At 66.5% G+C, this 17,374-nt stretch carries 16 protein-coding genes and 1 pseudogene; 10 read left to right on the top strand and 7 right to left on the bottom strand.

Features of this window, described 5'->3' with window-relative positions; translation table 11 throughout:
* The first annotated feature begins 31 nt into the window (after positions 1-31).
* On the top strand, positions 32-1,897 hold the full coding sequence (locus QFZ33_RS18340; RefSeq protein WP_307029774.1) for an ABC transporter ATP-binding protein: 1,866 nt from the start codon (positions 32-34) through the stop codon (positions 1,895-1,897).
* Between the two features lie 85 nt (positions 1,898-1,982).
* On the opposite strand, the gene QFZ33_RS18335 is transcribed toward QFZ33_RS18340, so the two are convergent.
* On the bottom strand, positions 1,983-2,837 hold the full coding sequence (locus QFZ33_RS18335) for an SGNH/GDSL hydrolase family protein (protein ID WP_307029771.1): 855 nt from the start codon (positions 2,835-2,837) through the stop codon (positions 1,983-1,985).
* A gap of 271 nt (positions 2,838-3,108) precedes the next feature.
* Between QFZ33_RS18335 and typA the strand changes: the two genes are divergently transcribed.
* Both typA and QFZ33_RS18325 read left to right on the top strand, forming a co-directional pair.
* A complete protein-coding gene (gene typA / locus QFZ33_RS18330; protein ID WP_307029770.1) occupies positions 3,109-5,037 on the top strand; it encodes a translational GTPase TypA in 1,929 nt (642 codons plus the stop codon).
* Between the two features lie 28 nt (positions 5,038-5,065).
* Positions 5,066-5,452: a hypothetical protein gene (locus QFZ33_RS18325; protein WP_307029768.1), complete on the top strand. Its 387-nt coding sequence runs from the start codon at positions 5,066-5,068 to the stop codon at positions 5,450-5,452.
* Here QFZ33_RS18325 and QFZ33_RS18320 read toward each other — a convergent pair.
* Complete coding sequence (locus tag QFZ33_RS18320; RefSeq protein WP_307029766.1) at positions 5,449-5,958, bottom strand: helix-turn-helix domain-containing protein; 510 nt, start codon at positions 5,956-5,958, stop codon at positions 5,449-5,451. The genes QFZ33_RS18325 and QFZ33_RS18320 overlap by 4 nt on opposite strands.
* Positions 5,959-6,021: 63 nt before the next feature.
* On the opposite strand from QFZ33_RS18320, the gene QFZ33_RS18315 reads away from it, so the two are divergent.
* Positions 6,022-7,359, top strand: coding sequence for an MFS transporter (locus QFZ33_RS18315; protein ID WP_307029763.1), 1,338 nt, complete (start codon positions 6,022-6,024; stop codon positions 7,357-7,359).
* A 10-nt stretch (positions 7,360-7,369) separates the two neighbouring features.
* Here the strand turns inward: QFZ33_RS18315 and QFZ33_RS18310 are convergent, their stop codons facing one another.
* Positions 7,370-7,627 (bottom strand): putative acetyltransferase, encoded by a 258-nt coding sequence (locus QFZ33_RS18310; protein ID WP_307029761.1) that lies wholly within the window; start codon positions 7,625-7,627, stop codon positions 7,370-7,372.
* A gap of 154 nt (positions 7,628-7,781) precedes the next feature.
* Here QFZ33_RS18310 and fdxA point away from each other — a divergent pair, with 154 nt between their 5' ends.
* The 5 genes and pseudogenes from fdxA to QFZ33_RS18285 all read left to right on the top strand — a co-directional run bounded on the left by fdxA (position 7,782) and on the right by QFZ33_RS18285 (position 12,449).
* On the top strand, positions 7,782-8,108 hold the full coding sequence (gene fdxA / locus QFZ33_RS18305) for a ferredoxin (protein WP_026265673.1): 327 nt from the start codon (positions 7,782-7,784) through the stop codon (positions 8,106-8,108).
* A gap of 13 nt (positions 8,109-8,121) precedes the next feature.
* Positions 8,122-9,261, top strand: a complete 1,140-nt coding sequence (gene dapC, locus QFZ33_RS18300) for a succinyldiaminopimelate transaminase (protein WP_307029759.1) — start codon at positions 8,122-8,124, stop codon at positions 9,259-9,261.
* A gap of 296 nt (positions 9,262-9,557) precedes the next feature.
* Positions 9,558-10,860 (top strand): annotated as a pseudogene (locus QFZ33_RS18295) (citrate synthase).
* A 249-nt stretch (positions 10,861-11,109) separates the two neighbouring features.
* Positions 11,110-11,748, top strand: coding sequence for a TetR/AcrR family transcriptional regulator (locus QFZ33_RS18290; protein WP_307029757.1), 639 nt, complete (start codon positions 11,110-11,112; stop codon positions 11,746-11,748).
* Between the two features lie 89 nt (positions 11,749-11,837).
* Entirely contained in the window at positions 11,838-12,449 is a 612-nt protein-coding gene (locus QFZ33_RS18285) for a hypothetical protein (protein ID WP_214853796.1), read from the top strand.
* Positions 12,450-12,512: 63 nt separating this feature from the next.
* Here QFZ33_RS18285 and QFZ33_RS18280 read toward each other — a convergent pair whose 3' ends face one another.
* Both QFZ33_RS18280 and dapD read right to left on the bottom strand, forming a co-directional pair.
* Complete coding sequence (locus QFZ33_RS18280; protein WP_307029754.1) at positions 12,513-13,364, bottom strand: hypothetical protein; 852 nt, start codon at positions 13,362-13,364, stop codon at positions 12,513-12,515.
* Between the two features lie 78 nt (positions 13,365-13,442).
* Positions 13,443-14,471, bottom strand: coding sequence for a 2,3,4,5-tetrahydropyridine-2,6-dicarboxylate N-succinyltransferase (gene dapD, locus QFZ33_RS18275; RefSeq protein ID WP_307029753.1), 1,029 nt, complete (start codon positions 14,469-14,471; stop codon positions 13,443-13,445).
* A gap of 138 nt (positions 14,472-14,609) precedes the next feature.
* On the opposite strand from dapD, the gene dapE reads away from it, so the two are divergent.
* Entirely contained in the window at positions 14,610-15,734 is a 1,125-nt protein-coding gene (dapE, locus tag QFZ33_RS18270) for a succinyl-diaminopimelate desuccinylase (RefSeq protein WP_307029751.1), read from the top strand.
* 114 nt (positions 15,735-15,848) lie between these two features.
* Here the strand turns inward: dapE and QFZ33_RS18265 are convergent, their stop codons facing one another.
* Positions 15,849-16,688: an amino acid ABC transporter permease gene (locus QFZ33_RS18265; RefSeq protein WP_307029749.1), complete on the bottom strand. Its 840-nt coding sequence runs from the start codon at positions 16,686-16,688 to the stop codon at positions 15,849-15,851.
* Entirely contained in the window at positions 16,685-17,335 is a 651-nt protein-coding gene (locus tag QFZ33_RS18260) for an amino acid ABC transporter permease (protein ID WP_236804286.1), read from the bottom strand. The genes QFZ33_RS18265 and QFZ33_RS18260 overlap by 4 nt, the downstream gene beginning before the upstream one ends.
* Positions 17,336-17,374: the final 39 nt, after the last annotated feature.

Genomic DNA, 17,374 nt, shown 5'->3' with positions numbered 1-17,374 from the left:
CCGCTGGCCCGCGTGGAAGGAAAACCCCAACATGTCTGACTACATCAGCCCTGACCGCCCGTCGTCGGAGCCGGACTCCATTGAGCCCGGCGCCGGACGGCGGAGGGCCGACGGGAAGGGTTCCATCGTCCTTGAAGTGCGGGACCTCAGCGTCGACTTCGGCGTGGAAAAGAAGTGGGTGCCGGCCGCCATTGGCCTCAACTATGAGGTCCGCGCCGGCGAGGTCCTGGCCATCGTTGGCGAGTCCGGCTCGGGCAAGAGCGCCAGTTCCATGGCGCTGCTCGGCCTGCTGCCCAGCAACAGCAGGGTGTCCGGGAGCGTCAGGCTCTCCGGCAAGGAGCTGCTGGGCGCGGATGCGGCCAATATCCGCAGCGTCCGCGGCAAGGACGTGGCTGTCATCTTCCAGGAGCCCATGACGGCGCTGAACCCGGTCTACACGGTGGGCGCGCAGATCGTCGAGACGGTGCGGCTTCACAACGAAATCTCACCTGACCAAGCCAAGGAGCGCGCGCTGCGGATGCTGGAGCTGGTGGAGCTGCCGGACCCGGTAAAGGCGTTCAAGTCCTACCCGCACCAGCTCTCCGGCGGCCAGCGGCAGCGCGCCATGATCGCGCAGTCGCTCTCCTGCGATCCCAAACTGCTGATCGCTGACGAGCCCACCACGGCCCTGGACGTCACGGTGCAGGCGGAGATCCTGGACCTGATGCGGAACCTGCGCAACAAGCTGGACAGCGCCATCGTCCTAATCACCCACGACATGGGCGTCGTGGCGGACCTGGCGGACCGGATCGCCGTCATGCGCAAGGGCCTGATCGTGGAGACCGGCACCGCGGAGCAGATCTTCCACAACCCGCAGCATCCCTACACCCAAGCGCTGCTTGCGGCCGTGCCGCACCTCGGCCAGGGCGGAACGGACACTGCGCCGGAGGTCGATGTGACAGCAGCGCTGGCAGCGGCCACCCATGCCGAGCTTGACTCCGTAGACCACGACGAACTGGTCCGCCGCGAGCGGGAGAACGCGGCGGCCCTGGCAGCCGCCGAATCCAGGGGACCCGTGGGAGAACCGGTCCTGGAGCTGACCGACGTCGCCATCGAGTACCCGAAGCAGGGCCGCGTGCCGGCCTTCCGCGCCGTCGAGGGCGCCAACCTGACCATCCATCCCGGGCAGGTGGTGGGCCTCGTGGGGGAGTCGGGGTCGGGCAAGACCACCATCGGGCGTGCCGCCGTCGGACTGCTGCCGGTGGCTGCCGGAACGATGCGCGTTGTAGGGGAGGACATCTCCGCCGCGAAGAAGAACGGCAAGCAGCTGCACCAGGTGCGCCGCCACATCGGCATGGTGTTCCAGGACCCGTCCTCGTCCCTGAACCCGCGCCTGCCCATCGGCGAAAGCATCGGCGAGCCCATGTACCTTGCCGGCGTGGCGAAGGGCGCCGACCTGCAGAAGCGCATCGAGGCGCTGCTGGACCAGGTGGAGCTGCCGCGGAACTACCGGAACAGGTACCCGCACGAGCTGTCCGGCGGGCAGAAACAGCGCGTCGGCATTGCCCGGGCACTCTCGCTCAAGCCGAAGCTGATGGTGGCGGACGAGCCGACATCTGCGCTGGACGTGTCCGTGCAGGCCAAGGTCCTGGAGCTGTTCCAGAACCTCCAGCGTGAGCTCGGATTCGCCTGCCTTTTCGTCACCCACGACCTCGCCGTTGTGGACGTGCTGGCAGACCACATCTGCGTCATGCAGCGCGGCCGCATCGTGGAGCAGGGCTCCCGCGACCAGATCCTGCGCAACCCGCAGGAAGCCTACACGCAGCGGCTGCTTGCCGCCGTGCCCCTGCCGGATCCGGAAAAACAGCGCGAGCGCCGGGAACTGCGGGCACAGCTGCTGGTCACCGGAACAGAGTAGCGCGGCGCGAAGCAAAAGCAGGGGAGCCGGTGACCGCCACTGGGCGGCCACCGGCTCCCTTTTGCTTTTTCGCTTAAAAACGGCCCTAGGACAGGGCCAGCCCCAGCTTCGCGAGCCTCTCACCCAGCAGCGCACCCAGGGCGCGGTGCCCGTCGCCGTTCATGTGGACGCTGTCCTTGAGCTGCGCCTCCAGCCCGTAACGCGTGAGCCAGTCCCCGACACTGACGAACGGAATACCGTGGTCCGCGGCGACGGTCCCCAGCAGCGCGTCCACCTCGGCGCGCCGGGCGCCGCCGTGCTCCGATCCCTTACCCAAGGTTCCCACCATGGCCAGCTTCGCGCCCGGGTAGCGCTGCTTGATCGTCGTAATAAGCCGGTCTGCGTTGGCCGAGATCTGCTCGTCGCTCGCCCCTTGCTTCGCGTCGTTTCCGCCGCCCTCGATGACCACCAGCGGGGGGAAACCGTAGGGGAGGTGCCAGTCGCCGCGCTGCAGGGCCTCGACGTAGTTGCCGGTGGCGCCGTTGGAGGCGACGTAGCCGGTGCCGCCCTTGCCGCAGAAGAAGACGTCATAGCCCAGGCCTGCCAAGGCCCGGCGTGGCCAGCTGGCCTGCGGCTCGGACTGCGAGTCGCCAATCAGCAGTGCGGTGTGGGCGATGTTGCCCACGATTACCTCGTCCCGCCCGTTGACCGGATTGCGGTATAGCGCTCCGGCCGGAAGGCTGGCGGGGTCGACGGCGGCCCCCAGCTCGCCCACGACCGCAGAACCGGCGGCCACGGCCTCACCGGGGGCGGCCACCGGGGCGGCGGCACGCGGCACCGCCGGCGCCGCCGATCCGGCACCGGACGGCGGCGATTCCATTGCTGCGCCGCAGCCCGCCAAAAACACGCTGGCGGCGATGACCGGACCAATCAGGAGGGCCCGCGTCGAGGCTTGTAACATCCGTGGACTCCTGGCCTGTTCGTAAGTGGTCTAGCAATAGTGGTGGATCACTTTCGGAAAAGCCAGTGATTTTGCTCACATGACGCCCCATCGGATTCACGATTTGGTAACGGGTCCGGCGCGCGTGCGGGCGCGCGTTTTAGGCCAATAAATGGCTCAGCGTTTAGACTGGAGGCAGGTGCCCTGTGTTAAGGGTCTGATCCGTCGTGCGTTCCGGTTGGAAATGTCGCGATACAACAGCTGACTTCACCACTGAATCGAGCAATAACGCATGTCTGAATCCACCACCAACACCGCGGTAGCAACTGCAGTTCGCAGTGACCTGCGCAACGTCGCGATTGTGGCCCACGTTGACCACGGCAAGACCACCCTTGTGGACGCCATGCTCAAGCAGACCAACTCCTTTGCCGAGCACAACCACCTCGAAGACCGTGTCATGGATTCCGGTGACCTGGAGCGCGAAAAGGGCATCACCATCCTGGCCAAGAACACCACGGTGGCCTACAACGGACCGTCCTCCAACGGCGAAACCATCACCATCAACGTCATCGACACCCCCGGCCACGCCGACTTCGGCGGCGAAGTGGAGCGCGGGCTGTCCATGGTGGACGGCGTCGTTCTCCTCGTGGATGCGTCCGAGGGCCCGCTGCCCCAGACCCGCTTCGTCCTCCGCAAGGCCCTCGCCGCGCACCTGCCGGTGATCCTCCTGGTCAACAAGACCGACCGCCCCGACGCCCGCATCGAAGAGGTCGTCCATGAGTCGATGGACCTGCTCCTGGGCCTGGCCTCCGACCTTGCCGATGAGGTTCCCGACCTTGACCTGGACAAGATCCTCAACGTCCCGGTGGTCTACGCCGCCGCCAAGGTTGGCCGCGCCTCCCTCGAACAGCCCGCTGATGGCACCGCCCCGGAGAACGAGGACCTCGAGCCGCTCTTCAGCGCGATCATCGAGCACATCCCCGCCCCGACCTACAACCCGGAAGGTGTCCTGCAGGCGCATGTCACCAACCTGGACGCCTCCCCGTTCCTGGGCCGTCTCGCCCTGCTGCGCATCTACAACGGCACCCTCCGCAAGGGCCAGCAGGTTGCCTGGGCCCGCGCCAACGGTGAGCTCAAGACCGTCAAGATCACTGAACTCCTCGCCACCAAGGCGCTCGAGCGCGTTCCGACCGAGTCCGCCGGTCCGGGCGAGATCGTCGCCGTCGCCGGCATCGAGGAGATCACCATCGGTGAGACCCTGACCGACGTCGAGAACCCGCAGCCGCTGCCCCTGATCACCGTTGACGATCCCGCTATCTCGATGACCATCGGTATCAACACCTCCCCGCTGGCCGGCAAGGTCAAGGGCGCCAAGGTCACGGCCCGCCAGGTGAAGGACCGCCTGGACAAGGAACTGATCGGTAACGTCTCCATCAAGGTTCTCCCCACCGAGCGCCCGGATGCCTGGGAAGTCCAGGGCCGCGGCGAGCTCGCGCTGGCCATCCTCGTGGAGCAGATGCGCCGCGAAGGCTTCGAGCTGACCGTGGGCAAGCCGCAGGTTGTCACCCGGACGGTCGACGGCAAGATCCACGAGCCGATGGAACACATGACCATCGACGTGCCGGAAGAGTACCTCGGCGCCGTCACGCAGTTGATGGCCGCCCGCAAGGGCCGCATGACCAATATGGCCAACCACGGCACCGGCTGGTGCCGCATGGAGTTCATCGTTCCCGCCCGTGGCCTGATCGGCTTCCGCACCAAGTTCCTCACGGACACCCGCGGCGCCGGCATCGCAGCCTCCATCTCCGAGGGCTACGAGCCCTGGGCCGGCCCGATTGAATACCGCACCAACGGTTCCATGGTGGCCGACCGCGCAGGCGTCGTGACCCCGTTCGCCATGATCAACCTGCAGGAACGCGGCTCCTTCTTCGTCAAGCCCACCTCCGAGGTGTACGAGGGCATGATCGTGGGCGAGAACTCCCGCGCCGACGACATGGACGTGAACATCACCAAGGAAAAGAAACTCACCAACATGCGTGCAGCTTCCTCGGACACCTTCGAGAACCTGACGCCGCCGCGTGACCTGACCCTCGAAGAGTCCCTCGAGTTCGCCCGCGAGGACGAGTGCGTTGAGGTTACCCCGGACGCCATCCGCATCCGCAAGGTCATCCTTGACACCAACGAGCGTGCCAAGGCCAACCGCGCCCGCGCGAAGGCATAACGGCACCCTCCCGCAGGGAACCGGAATCGTGAACAGAAGAGCTGCCGGCATGGCAGGCGGCCTGGCCGCCGCCGTGCCGGCAGCTCTTTTTGCTGCCTTCGCCGGAACCGCGCTGCACCGTCAGGAGTTCGCTGCTGCCGGTTCCGTTCTGCCGATGGGTGCCGTGGCGGCGCTGCTGCTCCTGGCGTCGCTTCAGTTGTTCCTTGGTGCGGCGTTCCGGACGCTGATTCCGACGGCGGTGTGCGGCGCGGTCTGTTATGCCCTGGCCGGCTGGTGGTCCGGGATGGAGCCAGGCAAGCGGCTCATTGCCGGTGACTTGGCCGGAGGCATCTGGGTCTACGGGATCGTGGTGGTTACCGTCGCGATGCTGGCCTGGTGCAGGTGGTACAGCCGCTCGTCCGGTTCCGCCCGCTAGTCTGCCGCCGGGTCCCGGTGGTGCGCAATCATGAGTGAGGTGGCCTCGCCGTCGTTGTCTGCGGGAAGTGCCATGTACTCCTCGATCACGGCGCGGAGCTTGGCCAGCATCTCCTCCCGTCTGACGGCGTTGAACTTCACCCCGAGGCGCCACACCTCGATGTCCTCGGGCGGAAGGTCCCGGGTTTCCTGCAGGAACGTCTCGATGAGGATGGGCGCAACGTTGTCCACGGGAGTGCTCCACGACTTACGGCTGGCGATGTAGGGTACCTCGGTGGCACCCCGCCGCCCCTTCCGGCGCTCCTCGGCCACCAGGAACCCGGTCCGCACCAGGGTGCGGACGTGGTGGAGGCTGGACGCGGGATTGAGGCCGAGCAGTTCGGCGATCTCCTTGTTGGTACGTGACTGGTGCAGGCATAAACGAAGAATCCTCAGCCGTAGCGGAGAACTTAGGGCGCGGCCCTTTGCCACCAGGTCTGCATCATCGCTTTCCGGCGGGGGTGTCATAGACGCCAGTGTAACGAGCAATGAACGATTGACATATGCCAATCACTGCCCGAAACTGAAGCCGTGACTGCCGAACCAACCGCGATGGTCCCAACAGCAGGAACGCTGTGGCGGGACCGCAACTTCACCACCTTTTGGGCCGGCCAGGCGCTGGGACAGTTCGGCGCGCAGTTGGGCCAGCTGGCATTCCCCGTGCTGGCCGTCAGCATGCTCCGCGCGTCCGAATTCGAGGTTGGCGTGCTGACCGCCGCAGGCTTGGCCGCCTTCCTAGCTGTTGGGCTTCCAGCTGGGGCCTGGGTGGACCGCTGGCTGAAGCGGAAAACCATGATCGCCGCGGATCTGGTGCGGATGGCCGCCATGGCCGCTGTGCCTCTCCTGTGGTGGGGCGGCAGCCTGGAAATCTGGCACCTCTACGTCATCGCGGCGACCGTGGGAACGGCCACGGTGTTCTTCGATGTCGCGTACCAGAGCTACGTTCCGGTGCTGGTCGAGTCTCCGCAGGTGCGGGAGGCCAACTCAAAGCTGGAGGCGACCACCCAGGTTGCACGCATCGGCGGACCCGCCGTGGGCGGCTCGATGCTGGCGCTTGTCTCGGCTCCTGCGCTGTTCGTGGGGGAGGCCGCGGGCTACCTGCTCTCCGCGGTGTTCCTGGCCCGCACCCGGGACTCAGAAGTACGTGTGCCCCCGGCCGACCGGCGGCCGCTCCCCGCGGAAATCCGGGAAGGCCTCTCCTTTGTGCTCCGGCATCCGCTCATCAGCCGCATTGCGGCCTGTACCGCCGGAATGAACTTTTTCGGCACGCTGATCTTCACGCTGACGCCCCTGCTGGTGCTGCGCAATCTCGGGCTGGGGCCGCAGGGCATAGGCCTGGTCATGACCGTTGGCGCGGTCGGCGGAGTGCTGGGCGCCGTGGCGGCGCCGAGGCTGGCCGCCCGCGTTGGCGAAGGCACGGTGATTCCGGTGTGCGCCGTGGTCAGCTCTGTTTTTCTGCTGCTCGTGCCGCTCGCCGGCGTCGTTCCCGAACCCGCAGTCTCACTGGTGCTGCTGGTGATCTCCGAATTCGGGTTTGGCTTCAGCGTCCTGGTGTACAACGTCGTGCAGCTCACCATGCGCCAACGGGTTTGCCCGCCCCGGCTTCTCGGCCGGATGAATGCGTCCATCCGGTTTGCCGTGTGGGGCGTTATTCCGTTGTCGGCCCTGGCCTCGGGGTACCTGGGCGAGCACATAGGCCTGGTGACCACCATGATGATCGGAGCGGCTGGCAGTCTCCTGGCCGCCGCCCCGGTCCTGTTCTCTCCCTTGCGCACGATGCGCACCCTTCCCGACGGGGTGCAGACGGGTGACGTGCTGGCAGATAGTTCCTCGGAAGCCGAGGTGTTGGAGGAAAAGGACAGGGCCTAGGCCCGGGCCGTCAGCCCGCGGCTGGCGGGGTCAGCCGTGAACCCCGCCGCGGAGGTGCCAGCGGCACCTGTTTGGCGGCCACCACGCTGTCAAGGGGAATGCCGACGTCGGACCTCCGGGTCCGCACCGTGCACTCACTTTCGCCGCACTCCAGAAGGTCTCCCAGCGCATCCGTAAAGCCGCCGTCGATCCTGTAGCGCACCACCACGCGCGTTCCGGCCGGGGCCGTGGCCAGGAACTGGCGGGGCGTTGGTGTCGTCGGACTCACCCGTCCATCGTATGACCTGTCCGGAGTGTGACGCGCCCGCTTCGTTCGCGGGCCGGGCCTGGGAGATAATAGGCTCTGAAGTGGACAGCCCGGCATGCAGGCCGGATGCAGCAACCGGCCAGCCGCCGGGAATCAACGTGGAGAGGCAAGGGACGTGACGTACGTAATCGCGCAGCCGTGTGTAGATGTTAAGGACAAGGCATGCATTGAGGAGTGCCCCGTCGATTGCATCTACGAAGGCGAACGCTCCCTCTATATCCATCCCGATGAGTGCGTCGACTGCGGTGCATGCGAGCCCGTCTGCCCGGTGGAAGCCATCTACTACGAGGATGACACCCCCGAGGAATGGGCAGACTACTACAAGGCGAACGTCGAGTTCTTTGACGACCTCGGCTCCCCGGGCGGCGCCGCCAAGGTGGGCAACACCGGCAAGGACCACCCGATGATTGCAGCGCTCCCGCCGCAGAACCAGGACCACTGAGGCGGACCCCTTCGTGACTACAGCTGTGCGCAGTTTCGGCCTTAGCCTGCCCGACTACCCGTGGGAAGCGATGGCGCCGTACCTCGCCAAAGCGGCTGAACACCCTGGCGGAGTGGTCAACCTGTCCATAGGCACGCCCGTGGACCCGACGCCGCCGGTCATCCAGGACGCCCTGAAGGCGGCCGCGGATGCGCCGGGTTACCCCACCGTGCACGGTACGCCCGCGCTCCGGGAGGCCATCGCCGCGTGGTTCGCCCGCCGCCGCGGCGTCGAGGGGCTGGACCCCAGCGCCGTCATGCCGACGGTGGGCTCCAAGGAACTCGTGGCGTGGCTGCCTTTCCTGCTGGGCCTCAAACCGGGAGATGTCGTCGTCCGGCCCACGGTCGCCTACCCCACCTATGACATCGGGGCCACGTTCGCCGGGGCCACGGCGGTTGCGGCTGATGACCTCGACGAGCTGGACGCGGCTACCCGGGCGAAAGTCCGGCTGGTCTGGGTCAACTCGCCGGGCAACCCCACCGGCAGCGTCCGGGACGCCGCGTCGCTGAAGAAGATCGTGGACCAGGCGCGCGAAATCGGCGCCCTGGTGGCATCCGATGAGTGCTACGCCGAGCTTGGCTGGGGCGAGTGGGACCTGCAGCGCGGTGGACAGGCTGTTCCGAGCATCCTGGATCCACGCGTCGCCGGTGCGTCCCACGACGGGCTCCTCGCCGTGTACTCGCTGAGCAAGCAGTCCAACCTGGCCGGCTACCGGGCCGCCTTCGTCGCCGGTGACGCGGCCCTCATGGCAAACCTCGTCAACAGCCGCAAGCACGCCGGCATGATCGTGCCGTACCCGGTGCAGGAAGCCATGCGCGTGGCCCTGGGCGACGACGCGCACGTCCTCGAGCAGAAGGACCTGTACCGCGGACGGCGGGAGCGGCTCCTGCCGGCGCTCAGGTCCTTCGGGCTGACGCTGCACGAGTCCGCCGCCGGCCTGTACCTGTGGTGCACGGCGGGCGAAGCAACCTGGGACACCGTGGCACGCCTCGCGGAGCGGGGGATCGTAGTGGGTCCGGGTGTGTTCTACGGCGACGCGGGGCACGGCTATGTTCGAGTGGCCCTCACCGGAACCGACGAACGGATCGACGCCGCGGTGGCCCGCCTGGCATAGCGGTTTCCCAGTTTTCGCATTGTGGTCATGCCGAGACGAGGGTGACTTTTGACTCTGGGAACGCCGTAACAATGATGTGACTCGCGCCACAACTGGCCCGTTTTGGGGATGATTTGGCGCTTCTGGATTAGTGGCAACCCGCAAGTGGCGGTAGTTTTTAACTGACTATCAATGGTGGCTTTCTACAAGAAGGCAGCACGGCCGTTGGATGTCCCGCCGTGCGGGATCCCGCGCGGCTCACCTGATGTTGGATACAGCTTTCTAGCGAGGCCAAGAGGCCTCATGAAGGGGACTCCATGACTGAGACCACCAGCGCTACTGAGACCACCAGTGCGATCTTGCGCCACGCAGGCGGCGAACTCGAACTTCCGCGCATCAAGGTTGTTGAGGGAAACGAAGGGTACGACGTTTCCAAGCTACTGAAGCAGACCGGCGCCGTTGCCTTTGACCCTGGCTTCATGAACACGGCCGCCACGACGTCGGCCATCACCTACATCGACGGCGACGCAGGCATCCTGCGGTACCGCGGTTACCCGATCGAGCAGCTTGCCCAGCACTCCAGCTTCCTGGAAGTCTCGTACCTGCTGATCTACGGCAACCTCCCGACGCCGGCCGAACTGGAGGACTTCGACCAGAAGATCCGCCGCCACACCCTGCTGCACGAGGAGCTTAAGGGCTTCTTCGGCGGCTTCCCCCGGGACGCGCACCCTATGCCCGTGCTGTCCTCGGCTGTGTCCGCGCTGTCCACGTTCTACCAGGACTCGCTGGACCCGTTCAATGACGAGCAGGTGGAGGTTTCCACCATTCGCCTGATGGCGAAGCTGCCGGTCATTGCGGCCTACGCGCACAAGAAGTCGATCGGGCAGCCGATGCTGTATCCGGACAACTCCCACAACCTGGTGGAGAACTTCCTGCGCCTGAGCTTCGGACTGCCGGCCGAGCAGTACGAGGTGGACCCTGTGGTCGCCAAGGCGCTGGACCTGCTCCTCATCCTGCACGCCGACCACGAGCAGAACTGCTCGACCTCCACGGTCCGGCTGGTCGGTTCCTCCAACGCCAACCTGTTCGCCTCCGTGTCCGCAGGCATCAACGCGCTCTTCGGTCCCGCCCACGGCGGCGCCAACGAGGCCGTGCTGAAGATGCTGCGCCAGATCCAGGCCGACGGCACCAAGCCCCGAGGACTACATGGAGAAGGTCAAGAACAAGGAAGACGGCGTCCGCCTCATGGGCTTCGGTCACCGCGTCTACAAGAACTACGACCCGCGCGCCAAGATCGTCAAGGCCACGGCTCACGAGATCCTCACGAAGCTCGGCGGCAACGACGAACTCCTGGACATCGCCTTGCGCCTCGAAGAGAAGGCCCTGAATGATGACTACTTCATCCAGCGCAAGCTGTACCCGAACGTGGACTTCTACACCGGCCTGATCTACAAGGCCATGGGCTTCCCGGAGAAGATGTTCACCGTGCTGTTCGCCATCGGGCGCCTGCCGGGCTGGATTGCCCAGTGGCGCGAAATGATCAACGATCCCAACACCAAGATCGGCCGTCCGCGGCAGCTCTACACAGGTGAGCCCGAGCGGCAGTACCCCGCCCGCTAGTCCCCACCGGCTCCCAAACCTCGCACGCTCGGTTCGGGCCCCTCGCCGGTGTGGGCCCTCCACCGGCTCCCAAACCTCGCACGCTCGGTTCGGGCCCCTCGCCGGTGTGGGCCCTCCACCGGCTCCCAAACTAAGGGTCCAATTCACGACGGCGGCCGTCCACCTTCCCGGTGGGCGGCCGCCGTCGGGGTTAAAACATGGACCGCCGCGCCGCCGCGGTTTGGGGGCGCACCCGTGCTAAAAACAAGAGTGCCGAAAATCGTGGACGCCGCGCAGCGCCGGCAGGAGATCGTTGGCGCCGTGTGCAGGATCATCGCCACAGACGGACTGGAGCGCGCGTCCCTGCGGGAAGTGGCGGATGAGGCGGGCCTCGCGGTGGGCTCCGTGCGGCACTACTTCGACAGCAGCGATGACCTGCTGGCCTACTCCTTTGCAGCTGTTTCCGGCCGCATCCTGACGCGCCTCGACAAAGCGCTTATAGGGCTCGGGCCCGCAGCCAGTGACCCAAACACGAGCCGTGCCGTATTAACACTGCTGGGCGAATTCCTGCCGCTGGACGAAGAGCGCGCCCTGGATGCGTGCGCCTGGCTGGCGTTCAGGAACGCGGCGCGGATCCGGCCCTTCCTGGCCGCCGAGGCGGACAGGAGCCACCGGGCCGTGGCCGCCGTCGTCGGCCGGGTGATCACCCGGCTCCTGCATGAGGACGATACCACCGGCGCCGATGCCGGACCGCAGCTTGTGACTGCGGCCGAGCACCTGCTGGCCACCCTTGACGGGCTGGCCATGCATGCCCTTCTTCAGCCGGGCTGGATGTCGCCGGAAATGTGCCTCGACGTGCTCGAATTCCACGTCGCGGGCCTCCGCAGGAGGGTCGGTGCCAGCCATTAACGTCCCCGGGCTGGGGGAATAGACTGAAAGCCGGAGAGCGGGTGGCCGCACAAACGGGGTGGATAACGAGATGCCAAGGAGGCATACGCATGCAGCACACAGGCGGTCCAGGCTGGCGAATCACTATGGACACGTCGGGGCCCATGCTTATTGCCCTTTACATACGTGATGTTGCCGGGCTCGACGGCGCAGGCTTTCCGGCGCTTTCGCATGCCGCGCCGAAGGTCCGCCACGTGGACCATGCCCACCTCACCGCTGAAGTGGGCGGTATCGGCGCCCTGAAAACTGAGTGGGAAGCCTGGTGGGAGCAGCTGCTGAAGGCCCACCCGCAGATGTCTCCTGAGCTGTCGCCCCCGGGATTCCGGTCTTTCGCCAACTCGCCGGCGCTGCGCAAGGTCCTGCAGGCGCACTTCGGGGCAGCCCTGACCTGGGCTCGGGAGCGGCGCGCGGAGTACGCCGAACTGGAGGCCGAACGCGTGGCCGGAGGCTCCGCGCACCTGCTCGAGGACATCGTGGAGGACCGGCTCCTGGAAGTCGGCCGGGATTCACGGGACTTTGCGCTGACGATCATCGAGCTGCCGCTGGATGAGCAGCGGGCGTGGTACCTGGAACCGGACAAGATCATCATGAGCCACGAGCTGCTCTCGCAGCCCGAGGTGTTCCGCAGCTACGTGCAGCCGGTCGTGGAGATCCTCGTTTAAGTCCGCACATTTCGGGACGTCCGCGCATTCAGGACGTCCGCGCATTCAGGACCGGCGTCAGATTCAGGCCCCGGCAGCAGCAAGCGTGATGGCCACCCGGCCGCCGGCATCCGGCGCATCCTGCCACCCGTTGCGCGCCTTCCTGTCCCACCGCTTTCCGTCCACGTCCACGCGTTCCACCGAATACTCTTTGGCGTTTGCCACCGCCCAGTGGGCCACGGACCAGGCAAAGCTGTCGGCGACGTCCACCTCCAGCGTTCGGTCGGAGGCCGCCGTGGGGATGGTTCCGTAAGCGGCTTCCAGCTCACTGAGCAGGGTGGCGGGGTTGCCGGCGGTGTCCGGTGAGCGGAGCGTGCAGTTCAGGGCAGCGGGCGTCTCACCCGCCAATGCCGAGGCGAAGGACCGTCCCATGGCCTCGTGCTCGGCGTAGGCAGTCGGGTAGGCGGAGCGCTGGACGCGCTGGGCGGCGTCGGTGATTTCCAGGGTGGCATAGCCGGGCACCTTCACGAGGGCATCGTAGAAGGCGTTCGTGGCATGGATCGGGTCCATGACCTGGTCCTGGGTGCCCCAGCCCTGGGACGGGCGCTGCTGGAAGAGGCCCCTGGAGTCCGGGCCGGCAAGGTCGCCGTGACCGATGTTCCGAAGCTTGGATTCCTGCATGGCGGTGGCCAGGGCAATGCTGGCTGCCCGCGGAGGGAGCCCGCGGCGCACCGAGACAGCCGTTATCAGCGCCGCATTCGCGGCCTGGTCGGTGGCCAGATCGGACCGCTGTGAGCCGATGGCGGCGGTGCATTCCTCGGTGATCAGCTGCTCGGAGCGCTGCAGCAAAGTGGCCGCGGTGTAGATGCCGCCGGCGACCAGGGCGAGGGAAAGGCCGGTGATGACAGCCCCGCGCAGCCTGCGTCTGCGTGTCACGTTGTTACTCCAGCAATCTGCCGGCACGCCCGTCTGGATGGCGTGCCGGCTATGTCCTCACGGTCGGTTGGCGTGCGGTCAGTTGGCGTGCAGGGCGTCGTTCAGCTCCACGGTCTGGCCCTGGCGGGGCAGGACTTCAACTTCACCGGTGGTGGAGTTGCGGCGGAACAGCAGGTTCGGCACGCCGGACAGCTCCACGGCCTTCACGATCTTGCTGGTGTCCTCGCCGTCGGCGTCCTTAGGGCCGGCAAGGCGGACACGGGTGCCTGCCGTGACGTACAGCCCGGCTTCCACCACGGAGTCGTCCCCGATGCTGATGCCCACGCCGGAGTTGGCGCCCAGCAGGACGCGCTGGCCCAGGGATACCTTCTCCTTGCCGCCGCCGGAGAGGGTGCCCATGATCGAGGCACCGCCGCCGACGTCGGTGCCGTCTCCGGCCACCACACCGGCGGAGATGCGGCCCTCAACCATGGAGGTCCCCAGCGTGCCGGCGTTGAAGTTCACGAAGCCTTCGTGCATGACAGTGGTGCCTTCGGCGAGGTGGGCACCCAGGCGCACGCGGTCGGCGTCGGCAATGCGGACGCCTGCCGGGACGACGTAGTCCACCATGCGCGGGAACTTGTCCACGCCATAGACGGTAACCGCGCCGCGCTTGCGCAGCTTGGCGCGGGTCAGTTCGAACCCGTCCACGGCGCACGGGCCGAAGTTAGTCCAGACGACGTTAGGGAGCTTGCCGAAGATGCCGTCCAGGTTGATGCTGTTGGGCCGGACCAGGCGGTGCGAGAGCAGGTGCAGGCGCAGATAGGCATCGGCGGTGTCCGCAGGGGCCTCGTCCAGGTTGATCTGGACGAACACCACCTTCTGCTCGGTGCCGCGGTCGGCGTCAGTGCCGGCGGCCGCGATGTCCGTCAGGGTTTCGTCGGCGTTTTCCGCGGCGCGGAGGCTTTCGGCAGCCACACCGAGGGCGGGGGCGGGGAACCAGGCATCCAGCACGGTGGCTTCGCCGTTCCGCGTGGCGATGGTGGCTACGCCGAATCCATAGGCCGACCGGGATTCGTCGGACAATGTCTGGGCAGCGGGCACGGCGGAAGAAGCGGTTTCAGTCATGGGCCAAGTCTATCGAGACGAGGTGCACGCACCGAAACCGGTCCGCTCATATCTGAGTCGCATTTCAGGGCGTTCCCGGCGCTGGGAACGCCCTGAGCTGCTACCCGGTTGGGACCGGCGGGCGCGGGATACAGTGGGATGGTGATTGCCGAAACAGCCCCCGTAACCCTTGACCTGCGCCAGGACGTGGCACTGCTGACCGCCGCGCTGATCGACATCAACAGCGTTTCCGGCAACGAGCGCCAGCTTGCGGACGCCGTCGAGTCGGCACTCCGCCAGCTCCCCGGCTTCGAACTGGTACGTGACGGCGACTCCATCGTCGCCCGGACCAACCTCGGCCGCAGCGAACGGGTCATCCTGGCAGGCCACCTGGACACCGTGCCGCTGCCCGTTACGGAAGACTCGCTGGGAACGGTGCCGTCCACCTGGCCGTCCGGGGTCCCCGGCGACGGCGTCCTGTACGGCCGCGGCGCCACGGACATGAAGGGCGGCGTTGCGGTCCAGCTTGCACTTGCGGCGTCCATGTTCGACGGCGGGGCGGAACCGAGCAAGGACGTCACCTTTGTGTTCTACGACCATGAGGAGGTGGAGGCCGTCAAGAGCGGGCTCGGCCGGCTGGTGCGGAACCACGGGGAGCTGCTCGGCGGCGACTTTGCCATCCTCCTCGAACCGACAGACGGAACCGTGGAGGGCGGCTGCAACGGCACCATGCGGTTCCACGCCACCACGTCCGGCGAGGCGGCCCACTCCGCCCGGGCCTGGATGGGCCGCAACGCGATCCACGCAGCCGCGCCCATCCTGGAACGTCTTGCGGCGTACAGCCCGCAGACCGTGACCGTGGACGGCCTGGACTACCGCGAAAGCCTGAACGCGGTGAAGATCCACGGTGGCACCGCGGGCAACGTCATCCCGGACCGGTGCGTTGTGGAGATCAACTACCGCTTCGCCCCGGACAAGACCCCCGACCAGGCTGAAGCGCATGTGCGCGCGCTGTTGGACGGCTTCGATGTGGTCCGCACTGACAGCGCCGCCGGCGCGCGGCCGGGACTGAACCACCCTGCTGCCGCGTCCTTCGTTGCCGCCGTGGGCGGCGAGCCGAAACCCAAATACGGCTGGACCGACGTCGCCCGCTTCAGCGAACTGGGCATTCCGGCAGTGAACTTCGGGCCCGGCGACGCGCTGCTGGCCCACAAGGACAACGAACACGTGGAGGCCGAAGCCGTCCGCACCTGCCTGCGCGCACTGCAGACGTGGCTGTCCTGAGCATGCTGCGCTGAGACTCAGACGTCTGGGCACTGGCAGATAAGCACGAAGGGTCCGCAGCCGGTTGGCTGCGGACCCTTCGCTGTTAGTGCCTGCCGCCTTATTTCACGACGTTTACTTCACTACGGTGGACACGCCGGCGGTGGGGGCCTTTGCCACTCCGCCGGCGGCCTTCTTGGAACCGCGCCGCTCAATCCAGATGGCCAGTCGGGACACCGCCAGGTTGATGGCGATGTAAATGGCCGCGGCTACGAAGAAGACCGGGAACAGGAACTGCGGGCCCAGGAAGTCCGCCATCACCTGCACTGCACGCAGCAGTTCACCGTAGGCAACGATGTACCCCAGCGACGTGTCCTTCAGCAGGACCACGAGCTGCGCAACGAGGGACGGCAGCATGCGGCGGACGGCCTGCGGCAGTTCGATGGTCAGCCGGGACTGGAAGCTGGTCAGGCCGATCGCCAAACCTGCTTCACGCTGGCCGCGTGGGAGGGACTGGATGCCGGCGCGGATGATCTCCGCGAAGATCGCGGCGTTGTAGAGGACCAGGCCGGTCACCACGGCGATGAACGAGCTGGTGGCGAAGACCAGCAGCACGAACAGCATCATGAGGACCACGGGCATGCCGCGCAGGAACTCGAGCACGATCCTGGTGGGAATCCTGATCCAGGCGACGTCGGAGATGCGCATCAGGCACAGCAGAAGCCCCAGCGGAAAGGCAATGACCGCTGCGATGGCCGCCGCGGCCAGCGTTGCGCCGATGCCGTTGGCGATCAGCGACCAGACATCAGCCTGACCGAAGATCGCCCAGCGCTGTGCCTGGAAGATCCCCTGCTGGCCCAGGGTCATCACGGCCCAGGCCAGCAGGGCAGCGATCAGCACGACGCCGATCACTGACCCGATCAGCGAGACGCGGCGGGCCTTGGGGCCGGGGACGTCGTAGAGAACCGAACTCATCGTGCGATCGCCACCTTTCGTTCGACCTGGTGGGCGAGGTAGCCCAGCGGCACGGTGATCAGGAGATAGAAGAAGGCAACCCCCACCAGTACCCACATGACGGCGTCGCCATGGTCGTTTGCCAGCTGCTTGCCGTAGCCGAACAGCTCCAACACGTAGAAGGCGCCGGCAACCGAGGAGTTCTTGACGAGTGCGATGAGGATGTTGATCATCGGCGGGATCACGGTGCGGAGCGCCTGCGGAAGGATGATGAGGGAGAGTACCTGGCCGAACTTCATGCCGATGCTGCGGGCTGCCTCCGCCTGGCCGACAGGAACGCTGTTGACGCCCGAGCGCACAGCCTCGGCAATGAAGGCGGCGGTGTAGGCGCTCAGGGCGATGATGGCCGCGATTTCGAACTGCTGGAAGGTCACGCCCAGGCGGGGAAGGACCACCGCCGCGAAAAAGAAGGCAATGGTCAGCGGGGTGTTACGCACCACCTCCACGTAGGCCATGCTGAAGCCGCGGAGCGCTGCAACAGGGGAGACGCGGGCGGCGGCCAGCAGCGTGCCTGCCACCAAGGCGATGATGCCGGAAACGGCGGCCAGGAACAGGGTTCTGAGAAAGCCATCCCAGTATTGGGGGAGGCTTTCAATGATGACGTCCATAGGATCCTTTAGCTGCGTTCAGGGGAATGTGCGGAAAAC

Source organism: Arthrobacter globiformis, from assembly GCF_030815865.1.
Taxonomy (GTDB): Bacteria; Actinomycetota; Actinomycetes; order Actinomycetales; family Micrococcaceae; genus Arthrobacter; species Arthrobacter globiformis_B.
Note: the sequence above shows the minus strand (reverse complement) of the source record. Positions and strands in the feature narration are given on the sequence as shown.